We start from the raw sequence: 12860 nt of genomic DNA, 5'->3' as shown, positions 1-12860 counted from the left end.
ACGGTTTTATGGTTTATTCGTTCTTAATGTTGTTGATAGGATTCTCGGTTGCGGCGCGCCATCCCTGCAGGGCGGCAGTAAGCACATTTACTACCAGCACGATGATCAGCGAGAGTACCAACGGCGTGAACTGCATCTCTACATGCAAACCTGATATACTGCCTGCCGTAGGTGCCAGCCAGTAAGCCAACGGGATAGCAATGATGGCGGCTACCAGCGACTGTACAAACACCGTTCGTAACAAGTGCAGGGTGATACTGCTTACTTCGGCACCAAACACTCGACGCACAGCAATCTCACGCCTACGCTGACCTACGAAGTAACTGTTCATCGCCATCAGTCCCAGGATAGCTATCAGCAAAGCCACAAACGTAAACACGGTAAGCACACTCAGGAACCGCTCGTAATCCTCGTACCATTCCTGATGTTTCTGACTCAGCGAATGAACCTCGGAAGCCTCATGACCAGTCAGCTCCTGGAACAAGGTTTTCATCTTTGCCTCTACCCGCTCGCGATTACCATGATATTTCACGATTGCCATACGTGGCGAGCCGTACATACGCTGCACAAAACTGGTGGTGTCGTTAACATATTCATCCGTTTTCAACATCATGATAGGTGTGGGATGCATCTCCTCGTTCATCACGGTCTGATAAATAATATCGGGATAAACAGCCGAAATAGTCATATTGAAGTGACCACTGGTGCTCACTATCTCTCGGGTATCATCACTCTTACCAAACTGGCGCAGTAACTGGTGGTTCACACCTACTCCATTATCCGAATAAGTCTTCTCAGGATGCAGGTTCAGGATATTGAAGAAACAGCTGTCGCCCATCAGGTAGCGCATACTTACCACTGTACCATCGTCGGCCTGGGTAGTGTTGTTCTCCAAGAAATCGAGCGGTGTACCATAGCCAAAGCCCACAGCATCAACCTCAGGCAGTTGCAACAGCTGCTGGCGGTAGCTCTGACGCTGTGTCAGACTCAGGTTATGAAGTCCCCAGGTTTCCAGAATATTCTCGTAATCGTAACCCAGAGGCTGATGCATCTTTTCGCGGATATTGCTACTGAGCAACAAGGTTACAGTGAGCATCACGATGGCAAACACAGCCTGAATCACCATCAGCACATGACTCCAGCGCTGGCGCACACGGCGACGGAAGGTGCCACGAACGATATCGATAGGCTGATAGCCACTGAGTATCGAGGCGGGCACAAAACCTGCCAACGCACCTACCACAGCAATGATGAGCACAAAGCCGATGATTGTAACGATGCCAGTATCCTTCAACAGATCCATCGGACAGGCGGCCATCTCGATAGCCTTATCCTGCAGGGCAAGGGCAACCAGATAGGCCACAGCAAAGGCGATAGCAGTAAAGAAGATGCTCTCGCCTATCAGCTTCAGGAACACCTGCAAACGCGAGAGACCTAACAATCGGCGTGTGGCCATCTCCTTCGAACGCTCTGTGGTGAGCGACACACTCAGGTTGACATAATTAAAGATGGCGAACACCAGCACCAACAGAGCTATCACCACATAGAGGTGAGCCATATCGCGATTGCCATGCTCGAGGTCGCCCGACTGGAATGAGCATTCCTTGGCATCGTAATACAGATTGGTCAGCGATGTAAGCACCACCTGCTTTACTGCATCCATACGATAGAGCCAGAAGAAGGTTTTCATGTAGTCGCGCATCGCGTCGGCCTTGCTGCGCAGGTCGCAACCCTCTTTCTCCATCAGAAACAGTACCGTACTGCCGGCATTGGTCATCTCCTCGGTATAAGCCGAATAGTTAAAATGCTTATGACTCTCGAGGTTGACCACACACTCATGACTGCTGGGGATGACAGAGCGGTCGAAATCGTCCATGATGCCGCTGATGGTATAGGTAACATGCCCGTCGGGATCGTTCTTATCACCCAGCACCACCTCCTTACCTACCGCATCGCCCTCGGGCCAATAGCGCTCGGCAAACTTCTTGCTCACCACCATCTGATTGGGGGCTTCGAGCACTTTATGCTTGTCGCCAGTCAGCAACTGGTAGTCGAAGAACTCAAAGAAGTTAGGCGCCACCACCAGGATTTTGGTTTTGGCCTCCATGCCTCGGATATCGAAGGAGGCATCATAACCAGAGACAGAGCACCACGCCTCTATTTCAGGGAAACGGTCCTGCAATTTCTGACCCACACGGAAGTGCGACATGGTGAACTCCTCGTTACCAAGGGCGAAGATACTCTCGCCACGGGTCTGGTAGTTCTCTACTGATGTCTGACGATAGATGAGATCGCCCAACAGCAACAGGAAGGCCATCGACAGGCACAGGCCCACAATATTAATAATGGTAAACAGGCGATGGCGACCCAGGAACTTAAAATAGCTTTTCATAACGCTTTACTTAATCACTAACACTTCGTTATCCTTAAATGCTTCGTAACCACTGGTAACCACGCGCTCGCCTGGCTCCAAACCTTCGAGAATCTCGTAGTACTGAGGGTTCTGGCGACCTACACGGATGTTACGACGATAAGCCTTAGAGCCACTCTTGTCGAGTACAAATATCCACTGTCCACCTGTGGTCTGGAAGAAGGTACCACGAGGAATGATGATGGCCTGCTCGGGCTGACCCAGTTCAAGGTCGATATAATAGGTCTGACCAGAACGGATGTTCTCAGGACGCTCGCCTTTGAATACGAAATCACAACGGAACTTACCATCGCGCACCTCGGGATACACCTTGCGCACCTGCAACTGGTACTGCTTGTCGCCACGGGTAAAGGTAGCCGAAAGACCTGGACGAACGCGGTCGATATAATGCTCGTCGATGCTGGCCTGCACCTTGTAGTCAGAGAGGTCGTTCAACTGACCAATCTTCTGTCCAGGCTGAATGCTCTGTCCTAACTCCACATCCAGCAATCCCAGTTCGCCATCGATAGCCGAACGTATCTCGAGCTTATCCTTACGCTGGCGCACCAGCACCACGTTCTTACGCATGTTCTGCAGGTTGTCCTCCATCTGGTCCATCTGAACAGTGCGATAGATAGAGTCCTGCTTCAGGCGCTTGGTAATGAGCGAGCGCTTCTTGGCAGAGAGCTGGTAATCCTCCTGCGACTTGATGTAATCCTCCTTGCTAATCAGTTTCTCGGCATACAGGCGCTTGTTCTGATCGTAGGTACGCTGTTTGCGATGGGTGTCCATATCCAACTGAGCCTGTTCGGTCTGGTTGTTCAGACGGTCCTGTTGCATAGCCACCTGGGTGTTACGCAGCAGGTTCTGCTTCTCGGCCAGTTCGGCCTCGGCATTCAGAATCTGCAGGTCGAGGTTCGAGTTGCTCAATCGAACAATCACATCGCCCTTGTGCACCATCGTACCTTCCTCAACCACCTTCTCCATCACGATACCACCTTCTTCGGGCGAAATCTGTACTATCTGGATGGGCAGCACCTGTCCGTTGGTACGTACATAGTCCTTAAACTCAGCACGCTGTGCTTCGCTGATGGTCATCTCGTCCTTGCTCACCTTGAGCGTCGAGGCATGGTTGCCAAAAATCAGCCAAGCTAACATAACTAACAACAAGCTACCGCCTGCTGCGTATGGCCAATACTTCTTCAGTTGCTGACTCTTAGTTTTTTCGATTACTCTGTCCATATTGTTTCTCCTTTATAATATCTTACTAATTGTTCCTTTACCATAGCCATGAGCTGACATTGCAGCAGAGTGGCTTTTGAGTTGAGTAGCTGTGCCGATGTAGTGTGCAGATCGATGGCTGTTGCAAGTCCCTCTTCGAACTGTCGACGGGTAAGCTGATAGGCGATGCTATCGGCCTCAACCTTCTTCTCCATCTGTATGGTCTGCTTCTGATAGCCCTGCCAGTCCTGCCAAGCCTCGCTACTCAGTTTGGCCAATTCCAGTTGTTTCTGGTCGTAAGCCTCCTGGGCAATCTTGTAGTTATTCTTGGCCTTGCGGATGCTGGTAAGGGTTTGCAAACGGTTGAACAGGGGGATGTTGACTGATACGCCAAAGTATTCACCCATATTATTCTTCATCTGGTTGCGGAATGTCTCCGCAGCATCGTTATGTAGCGTTTTGTAATAAGTGGTGCTCAGACCCGCACTGAGAGAGAGTGATGGATAAAGAGAAGCGCGAGCCTGATGCCACTCATGTTTCGATGCCTGCATGCGATAACGGGCCACCTGAAGTTCTGGATGGCGCTCGTTATCCAGATTTTTTTCTTGCGTCCCGTTGGTAGCAAGCGGCGAGCCGATTTCCCACGTTGGGAATGAATTGTTCCCACACTGGGAATCAAACATTCCCACGTTGGGAATATATTCCAGGCTCAGACTATCACCCAAGGGATAGTTCATGGCCTTTTTCAGTTCCAATATAGCCGAGGCATAAAGGTTCTGCTGGCGTGTCAGTTCGTAATCGGCCTCAGCCTGTTGCGATTCCACCTGAGCCACATCAGCAGCACTCTTTCGCCCCACCTCTTCAAGCACTTTTACCTGCTTGAGCAACAACAACGTCTCTTCAACTTTCTCCGCGGCCATTTTTACTAATCCATCGTAATAAGCCACGCTGGTATAGGCCTGCAGTACATCGAGTGCCTTCTGATCCTGACGCTGGCGCAGACTGGCGCGTCCCATCAACTCGCTGGCCTTAGCGGCCTTGAGGGCATGCAGACGACTGAATCCGTCGAATACTGGCAACGATGCCGAGAGTTGATAGCCATTATAAAAGGTACTCACATCGGTATAGCCGTTGGTCTCTGGGTCGATGGCACGTCCAAAGTTATACTGGGCACCGATGTATCCATCCACAGAAGGCAGGAAATTACCGATAGCACCGGTCTTCGATGCCTTATAGTTGTCGAGTTCCAACTCGGCCTGTTTCACCTCGTGATTATGCTGCACCGCATACTGCATGCATTGCTGCATGGTCATCTGTTGCGCCTGAACCGAATTCAAACACAGAGATACAGAGATACAGAGGATGATCGACTTTTTCATATCGCGTTATTTTTAAATTTTGGTTCTCGCAATTTTTATTGCAAAGATAGGGTAATAAATATTACCTGCCAAGCAAAAATAGGGCTCCAAAGGCTGATTGTCTAAAATTTATACACCCTTTTGTATGACTTTTATACAATTCTTCGTATCTTTGCACACAAAAATTACATTATGAACAAGTACGGAACCATATTAATCGTTGATGATAACGCGGCCATCCTTACCGCTATGCGTTATCTGCTTGACGGCACTTTCGAACAGGTGCTGACCTCGACCAACCCCGATGACATTCTGAAACTGATGGCCCAGCAAACCATCGACATCGTAGTACTCGACATGAACTTTACCCTTGGTGTAAACAATGGTAACGAGGGCCTTTTCTGGCTTCGCACCATCCGCAAACAACACCCAGAGACACCTGTGGTACTGCTCACAGCCTATGCCGACATTAACCTGGCGGTAAAGGGATTGAAGAACGGCGCCGCCGACTTTATCACCAAGCCTTGGGACAACGACGAACTGCTACGCAAACTGAAGGATGTGCTGGACATGCAGAACGAAATCGTCAGTCTCGACGAGGTAGAACAGGAGCATATCCGTCGCACCATCGACCACTGTCATGGTAATCTCACTCAAGCCGCCCAGTTATTGGGCATCACCCGTCAGACTCTTTACAACAAGATGAAGCGACTTTAGATAATTGACAATTGATAATTGACAATTGATAATTGACAGTTATGGTTACCTTGTGTATTATTATAGGTGTGGTACTGGTAGTGTTGGTGATAGCCATTGTGCACCACCAGCATAAGTTGCGATTGCGTGCCCACCTGATGAAAGAGGCCATACGCAATCAGGACTTCTCGTTTCGCCTGCCCACCAACAATCTGTTACCTGGCGAGCGTGCCATGCAGGAGGCGCTCAACGAGCTAGGCGAGAATATCCGTCAACAGATGAACAAGAACGAGGTAGAATCGTGGGAGCGATTAACCCGTGTGCTTACCCACGAGATGATGAACGCCACTGCACCTATCACCAGCATCAGTCAGTCGTTACTGAGCCGTCCCGACGTAAAGGGCACACTCCTCGAAGATGGTATCAAAGCCATCTACGACACCTCGCGCCATCTGAGCGATTTCGTAACCAATTATCGTAAGATGTCGGAGCTCGAAAAGCCTGTCCTTTCCGAAGTGCCCTTGCGCCCTATGCTGGACGAGCTTTGCAAAACCTATCAGCAGTTGGCTTGGACCATCGATGTGCCTGCCGATACTATCTTAAAAGCCGATAAGGGCATGCTGCGACAGATATTGATGAACCTCATCAAGAACGCCATCGAGGCCGAAGCCACCAAGATTATCATTGAACTCACCAACCAGCCTTCACCTAACACCCAACACCCATCACCTATCACCCTACTTATCGGCAACGATGGCAGTCCTATCCCTGCCGAAAACCGCCAGTCGCTGTTTGTGCCATTCTTTACCACCAAGCGCACAGGTAGCGGTATCGGCTTGTCGTTAAGCCGACGAATGATGATACAACAAGGTGGCATGCTGGATCTGGCAGAAAAGAATCTACCAGGTTGTCATGTTACGTTTGTACTCTCCTCTATCTGAGTGGTAGGCCAGTTTACCAAAAACAGTTTTTCGGTAGCACGTGTAAAAGCGGTGTAAAGCCAGTGGATATAGTCGGGCGTCAACATATCGTCCGTCATATAACCTTGGTCGATATACACATGCGCCCATTGTCCGCCCTGCGCCTTATGACAGGTAACGGCATAGGCAAACTTTATCTGCAGGGCATTAAAGTATTTATCTTTCTTCAGTTGCTTAATGCGGTCGGCCTTCAGGGGAATATCGGCATAATCTTCCATTACCGCATTATACAGTTGTTCCTGTTGTTCACGAGAGAGAGCAGGCGATTCGGTAGTCAGCGAATCAAGAATCACGGTAGCAGTGAGTTCGTAGCTATCGTAATCGGGTAGCGTCATCGTCACATCAGCAAAGCGGAACCCGAACAGTTCTTGTACATTGCGTACACGCTGCACCACAGCGATGTCGCCGTTGGCCAGGAACGATATCTCCTTGGATTGTTCAGTCCAGTAATAGTTGTTCTTCACAATCATCAGTTGGTCGCCACGACACAGTTCGTCTTCGCGATCCAACACCGTATTGCGGATACCCTGATTGTAGATGTTAGCGCGTTTGTTACTACGGGTAATCACCATCGTCTCGTCCATCCCCACTCGACTATAGCTGGTGGCCAACGATTCTATCAGCTCATCGCCTGGCACACGCACAATATCAGCAAAACCCTGGAATCGGATTTTGGGCAGAATCCAATCGTCAATCAGCGTTCTGATACGGGTAGCATTCCAAAGAATACCCGAATCCTCTGATTGTCTCAGCACCTGGTTCAGGTCGCACTCGTACACTTTCATACCGTAGGCACGTAGCACATCGCTCATCAGCGCCGGACTCTCATCCTCGCCCACAGGTGGCAACTGGGCCTTATCACCTACCAGCACCATACGACAGTTCTGTCCACTATACACAAACTGCATCAGGTCGTCCAACAGGCATCCGCTACCAAACGCGCTCTCGCCATAGCCTTGGTTGGCAATCATCGATGCCTCATCTATCATAAACAAGGTATCGCGGTTATTGTTGAAGTTCAGATTAAAGGCCGAGATATCGCCAGCCGATTTCTGACGATAGATACGACGATGGATGGTGTAAGCCGGATGACCAGCGTTGAGTGCAAACACCTTTGCTGCACGGCCTGTTGGGGCCAACAGAATCATCTTCTGTTTCAACACATTCATCGCCCTTACGATGGCACCCGCCAAGGTGGTTTTACCCGTACCTGCCGAACCACGCAGAATCATCACCACGTGGTCGTCGCGGTCGGTCATAAAAAGCGAGAACACGTCGATGGCGTGCTCTTGTTCGGCCGTAGGCACCATGCCCATAGCCTCCCGAATGCGGAATTTAAACTCGTCGCTAATCATTTCGGCCACAAAGTTACACTTTTTTAGGCACGAATTACACGAATTACACGAATTTTTATTAATTTTGCACCCAGATATGCATATCAACAACAAATTAGTGAATATTGTGCTGGCTGTGATAGCTGCGTGCTTGCTTGCGCTGTGCGTGGCCAGTGTGATGAACGTGAAGTAGATGGACGCGAAGACAACAATCATACGCATAGGGCGCAACACGCTCTCATTCACCGCACTCGATGTTGCCAACACCGTGCACCCCATCGACTATCGTCCGTACGTGGTTCGTGGCGGTATCTCGATGTCGGCCAATCTGCGCGAGGCATTCAAGACAGGCGACTATGTAGACGAGGATACTGCCAAGGTTTTTATCATGGTAGATACCCCTTCGTTGCTGGTACCCATCGAGCAGTTCGACGAGAACGATATGGAGGCGCTCTTTTCGTATTCGTACCCTCCTGGTCAGGAAAAGCGTGTAATACTGTACAACGTATTGCCCGACCTGAAGGCCGTTTGCGTCTTCGCCATCAACAAGAATCTGGATACGGTTATCAAGGACCGTTTTGAGAGTGGCTACAACTTTGTGCATGCCCTTACACCTGTTTGGCGCCAACTGCATCAGCGTAGCTTTACTGGTCATCGCAACAAGTTGTATGGCTACTTCAACAGCAAGAAGCTTCATATCTTCAGTTTCCAGCAGAACCGCTTTAAGTTCTGCAACACGTTTGATGCTGCCCATGCACACGATGCTCTTTACTATCTGATGTACGTGTGGAAGCAACTGCGACTGGAACCTGAGCACGACGAACTGCATATCCTAGGCAACATACCCGAAGAAGAGTGGTTGCTGCAGGAGTTAAAGCGATTCCTGCACAACGCCTACCTGATTAATGCTACGGCCGAATTCCCCGATTCGCCCGCTACCGGCATCAAGGGTATGCCCTACGATTTAATAACCTTTATATCACGCGGACGATGAGAATTATTACAGGTATCTATAAGGGGCGACATTTTGATATCCCCCGCTCGTTCAAGGCACGCCCTACCACCGATTTTGCCAAGGAGAACATTTTTAATGTACTGAACAGCTATATCGATTTCGAAGGTATCAACGCCCTCGACCTGTTTTCGGGTACTGGTAGTATCTCGCTCGAGCTGGTATCGCGTGGTTGCGAACATGTGGTAAGCGTTGAGATGGACCGCGACCATCACAAGTTTATTACCGAATGTCTGAAAAAGCTTGATACCGACGTTTGCCTGCCCTTGCGCGGCGATGTGTTCCGCTATATCAAATCGTGCAAACAGCAGTTCGACTTTATTTTTGCCGATCCCCCTTACGCACTCAAGGAACTGCCCACCATCCCTGGACTGATTTTCGAGAAGAACCTGCTGAAGGATGGCGGTATCCTGGTGTTCGAGCATGGTAAGGAGCACGATTTTTCTAACGCCCCACACTTTGTAGAGCATCGCAGCTATGGTAGCGTAAACTTTTCGATTTTCAGAAAAGAGGCGACAGCATCCTTGTAACACTCTCCCACAGGCGTACCAGGAAATTGTTACGCATGCGTTTCTTCAGGTCCTTCAGCAGTACACTCTGCTCAAGGTCGCGTAAGAAAATGGTTTTCATTCGCATAGCCACACCTTCGTCGAAGAAGAAGATGTTGGCTTCGAAGTTATTCTCGAAACTACGGAAATCGAGATTGGTTGATCCACAGGTGGTGATCGCATCATCGCACACCAGCATTTTTGAGTGCAGGAAACCTGCCTCGTACAAGCTAACCTGTACACCTGCCTCAAGTACCTCGCGCAGATAGCTCCTGCTGGCCCACTCCACAAACTTGGCATCGCTGCGACGCGGACAAATCACTCGCACATCCACACCACCCAAAGCGGCTGTTTTCAGAGCAAACAGCACCGAATCGTTTGGCAGGAAATAAGGCGTTTCGAGATACAGATAACGCTTGGCACCTAAGATAATGCGCACATAACCCTGCATAATCTCAGGGTAAGGCGTGGTAGGACCGCTGGTAACCACCTGTGCCAGACAGTTGTTGTTGATATCCTCGCATCGTGGATAGTACTTTTTATCCGACAACAAGGTACGATCCACAAAATACCAGTCAACCAGGAACGCACGCTGTAAGGCATGCACACCACCTCCGCTAACCCTCAGCATGGTGTCGCGCCAAGGCATATCGCCAGTACCTTTTACGTAGCGCTGGGCAATATTCATACCACCGATATAGCCCACCAGACCATCAATCACAATAATCTTGCGGTGGTTACGATAGTTCACCTTACTGGTAAACGACGGGAATCGCACAGGCATAAACGAGCGCACCTCGATACCCGCCTCGCGCATCCGTTCAAAAAAGCGATGGTGCACATTCCAACAACCCACATCATCGTAAATCACCTTTACCTCAACACCCTCACGGGCCTTGTCAATCAAGGCATCAGCCACCAACATGCCCAAGGCATCGTCGGCAAAGATATACATATCCAAATGTATGTGGTCCTTGGCCTTGCCGATATCCTCCATCAGCTCGGCTATAAACTGATAGCCATCGGTACAGATATCCACCAGGTTATCCTTAAAAGGCAGCGACAGGTTCTGGTTAATAAACAAGTCGATCAATGGTTTGTGGCGCTCGGGCAGTCGCAGGTTCTGTTGCTCAGCAAACTCCAGCATCGAACGCTTGGTAAGCTGGTTCATCGAACGTTCGCTCACATAGCGCTCCTTGCGATGGTTAATGCCAAAAAACAAATAAAAGACGATGCCCACCACTGGCACAAAATAAATCACCAGCGCCCAAGCCATCGTCTTTGCAGGTTGACGGTTGTCCATAATCACGTGTACCACCGCCATGATAGCAATGATCTGGTACACTATGAATATGATATTCAGCCAACTCATCGTCCTAATTTCTTTGCTACTTCCTTATATATCAAGTCAACATGTTGATACTCGGCCAGCGTTGCCATCACATCGCCCTCGCCTTTCTTGATAGAGGCCAACAGTTCCTTCACCTTGGCACCCAGGCAGTAATAACGGAAGTCGAGCACAATATGCTCCACATGCGACCGCAAACCGCCCTCACGTTCTTTCAGTTGGAATCCCTTACCCAGCTGATATGAATCCACAGCCATGCTGGCCGCTATCGAACTGATTTCGTAATCGGTATGGCGCGTCAGGTATTCCTCGGCCTTAAAACCTTCTTCGCCGCAATGAGCCACCACCTCTTGCAGAATCTTGTTATATACAGGCTTACTGAAACTCAGTCCGTCCTCGCCCATATCGTAGCTGATAAACTGTGCTACCGAGAGGTTGATGGTTTGCCCGTCTTCGGTCTGAAGGTTTTCGTAGATAATCTTCTCGCCATCGCGAACAATGGTTTTTATCAACAGGTCCTCTACCTGCTGAATCTGGTCGCTGATGGTATGCAGACCGATAGCCATGGGCTTGCCCTGCGCCTCGCGCTCCTGTTGGATGGCGTTCTGTGCCTGCTCGCGATTGTATTCCTTTTCCTTCTCCTCGCGGTCGCGACTAATCATGCCGTTCATCGATTGGAGCAGGGTTTCCTCCTTGATGCCCAATCGACGCGACAACTGGGTCAGATACTCATCGCGCAACAGGTTATCATCTACCACCGAGATACTCTTCACGATACCACCGATAGCCTCCGAACGCTTCACGGGGTCGCTCACGTTCTCAACCGTCAGTTTGGTTTTGAACGAGATAAAGTCCTCGGCATGCTCTTCGATATACGCCTTAAACTCCTGGGCGGTATGCTTACGTGAGAACGAATCCGGGTCGTCGCCATCGGGCAGTAACAGCACTTTTACCTTCAAGCCTTCGGCCAACAGCATATCTGTTCCTCGCATGGCGGCATGGATACCGGCCTCGTCGCCATCATACAGCAGGATGATGTTAGGCGTAAATCGTCGCAGAAGTTTTATCTGATATTTCGAGAGAGCCGTACCACTGTTGGCTACCACATTCTCCAGTCCGCACTGGTGCATGGCAATCACATCGGTATAGCCCTCAACCATATACACACAGTCTTCCTTGGCAATGGCTTTCTTACCTTGGTACAAACCATACAGCTCGCGCTCCTTGTGGTAGATTTCCGAGTCGGGCGAGTTCACGTATTTCTGTTGCACACCCTTGGTACGCGCATCCAGCAGTCGTCCACCAAAGGCCACCACCTTTCCACTTACGTTGAACCAGGGGAAGATAACACGACCCGCATAGCGATCGTACACACCCTTCTCGCCTTTGATACACAAGCCCGTCTTAATCAGGAACTCCTCCTGATAGCCCGCTTTCTTAGCGGCAATATCAAGCGCATCGCGCTTTGAAAGCGAGAAACCCAGGTTGAACTTCTCCACAATATCATCGCGGATACCACGACTACGGAAGTACTGGCGACCGATGGCCACACCGTCGGGATCGTTGTTCAGCACATCCTTAAAGTAGTTCATGGCCCACTCGTTAACAATGAACATCGACTCGCGGTCGCTCTGCTCACGTTTCTCCTCCTCGGTCAGTTCCTTTTCCTGTATCTCGATATTGTATTTCTTGGCCAGCCAGCGCAGAGCCTCGGGATAGGTAATCTGCTCGTGCTTCATCAGGAAGTTAATGGCCGTTCCGCCCTCACCACACGAGAAGCACTTGCATATCTGCTTGGTTGGCGACACCATGAACGATGGCGTTTTATCGTCGTGGAACGGGCACAAGCCTTTATAGTTAACGCCCGATTTTCGCAGCGTTACAAACTCGCCCACCACGTCAACGATGTTCGTGGCATCAAGTATCTTGTCTATCGTTTGTCTGTCAATCATC

At 50.0% G+C, this 12860-nt stretch carries 10 protein-coding genes; 4 read left to right on the top strand and 6 right to left on the bottom strand.

The window, feature by feature from the left end; translation table 11 throughout:
- Window positions 1–13: 13 nt before the first annotated feature.
- From BLR73_RS11930 to BLR73_RS11920, 3 genes are read right to left on the bottom strand one after another with little or no spacing between them, the layout of a single operon-like run.
- Window positions 14–2392, bottom strand: a complete 2379-nt coding sequence (locus BLR73_RS11930; RefSeq protein ID WP_091862279.1) for an ABC transporter permease — start codon at window positions 2390–2392, stop codon at window positions 14–16.
- A 6-nt stretch (window positions 2393–2398) separates the two neighbouring features.
- Window positions 2399–3652 (bottom strand): efflux RND transporter periplasmic adaptor subunit, encoded by a 1254-nt coding sequence (locus BLR73_RS11925; RefSeq protein WP_033149573.1) that lies wholly within the window; start codon window positions 3650–3652, stop codon window positions 2399–2401.
- A complete protein-coding gene (locus tag BLR73_RS11920; RefSeq protein ID WP_091862276.1) occupies window positions 3640–5010 on the bottom strand; it encodes a TolC family protein in 1371 nt (456 codons plus the stop codon). Before BLR73_RS11920 ends, BLR73_RS11925 begins: the two co-directional genes overlap by 13 nt.
- A gap of 171 nt (window positions 5011–5181) precedes the next feature.
- Here BLR73_RS11920 and BLR73_RS11915 point away from each other — a divergent pair, with 171 nt between their 5' ends.
- Window positions 5182–5706, top strand: a complete 525-nt coding sequence (locus tag BLR73_RS11915; RefSeq protein ID WP_028906997.1) for a response regulator transcription factor — start codon at window positions 5182–5184, stop codon at window positions 5704–5706.
- 41 nt (window positions 5707–5747) lie between these two features.
- On the top strand, window positions 5748–6626 hold the full coding sequence (locus BLR73_RS11910) for a sensor histidine kinase (protein ID WP_091862273.1): 879 nt from the start codon (window positions 5748–5750) through the stop codon (window positions 6624–6626).
- Here BLR73_RS11910 and BLR73_RS11905 read toward each other — a convergent pair.
- Complete coding sequence (locus tag BLR73_RS11905) at window positions 6596–8020, bottom strand: ATP-dependent DNA helicase (RefSeq protein WP_091862270.1); 1425 nt, start codon at window positions 8018–8020, stop codon at window positions 6596–6598. The two genes, BLR73_RS11910 and BLR73_RS11905, sit on opposite strands and share 31 nt — an antisense overlap.
- A 172-nt stretch (window positions 8021–8192) precedes the next feature.
- On the opposite strand from BLR73_RS11905, the gene BLR73_RS11900 reads away from it, so the two are divergent.
- Window positions 8193–8993 carry a DUF3822 family protein gene (locus BLR73_RS11900; protein ID WP_013064599.1) on the top strand — a complete coding sequence of 267 codons (801 nt, stop codon included), beginning with the start codon at window positions 8193–8195 and terminating at the stop codon, window positions 8991–8993.
- Window positions 8990–9541: an RsmD family RNA methyltransferase gene (locus BLR73_RS11895; protein ID WP_013065358.1), complete on the top strand. Its 552-nt coding sequence runs from the start codon at window positions 8990–8992 to the stop codon at window positions 9539–9541. The genes BLR73_RS11900 and BLR73_RS11895 overlap by 4 nt, the downstream gene beginning before the upstream one ends.
- Here the strand turns inward: BLR73_RS11895 and cls are convergent.
- Together cls and dnaG are read right to left on the bottom strand one after the other, a co-directional pair.
- Complete coding sequence (gene cls, locus BLR73_RS11890) at window positions 9513–10931, bottom strand: cardiolipin synthase (protein ID WP_073047130.1); 1419 nt, start codon at window positions 10929–10931, stop codon at window positions 9513–9515. The two genes, BLR73_RS11895 and cls, sit on opposite strands and share 29 nt — an antisense overlap.
- Window positions 10928–12859, bottom strand: coding sequence for a DNA primase (gene dnaG, locus BLR73_RS11885; protein WP_091862267.1), 1932 nt, complete (start codon window positions 12857–12859; stop codon window positions 10928–10930). Before dnaG ends, cls begins: the two co-directional genes overlap by 4 nt.
- Window position 12860: the final 1 nt, after the last annotated feature.

Source organism: Prevotella sp. khp1 (assembly GCF_900102205.1).
GTDB lineage: Bacteria > Bacteroidota > Bacteroidia > Bacteroidales > Bacteroidaceae > Prevotella > Prevotella ruminicola.
This window is presented reverse-complemented; position numbering and strand designations above follow the sequence as displayed.

Excerpts from the sequence above, each read along its gene's own strand:
- cls (WP_073047130.1), bottom strand. The coding sequence starts at position 10,931 with ATGAGTTGGCTGAATATCATATTCATAGTGTACCAGATCATTGCTATC.
- BLR73_RS11920 (WP_091862276.1), bottom strand. The coding sequence starts at position 5,010 with ATGAAAAAGTCGATCATCCTCTGTATCTCTGTATCTCTGTGTTTGAAT.
- BLR73_RS11915 (WP_028906997.1), top strand. The coding sequence starts at position 5,182 with ATGAACAAGTACGGAACCATATTAATCGTTGATGATAACGCGGCCATC.
- BLR73_RS11905 (WP_091862270.1), bottom strand. The coding sequence starts at position 8,020 with ATGATTAGCGACGAGTTTAAATTCCGCATTCGGGAGGCTATGGGCATG.
- BLR73_RS11925 (WP_033149573.1), bottom strand. The coding sequence starts at position 3,652 with ATGGACAGAGTAATCGAAAAAACTAAGAGTCAGCAACTGAAGAAGTAT.
- BLR73_RS11895 (WP_013065358.1), top strand. The coding sequence starts at position 8,990 with ATGAGAATTATTACAGGTATCTATAAGGGGCGACATTTTGATATCCCC.
- BLR73_RS11900 (WP_013064599.1), top strand. The coding sequence starts at position 8,193 with ATGGACGCGAAGACAACAATCATACGCATAGGGCGCAACACGCTCTCA.
- BLR73_RS11910 (WP_091862273.1), top strand. The coding sequence starts at position 5,748 with ATGGTTACCTTGTGTATTATTATAGGTGTGGTACTGGTAGTGTTGGTG.
- dnaG (WP_091862267.1), bottom strand. The coding sequence starts at position 12,859 with ATGATTGACAGACAAACGATAGACAAGATACTTGATGCCACGAACATC.
- BLR73_RS11930 (WP_091862279.1), bottom strand. The coding sequence starts at position 2,392 with ATGAAAAGCTATTTTAAGTTCCTGGGTCGCCATCGCCTGTTTACCATT.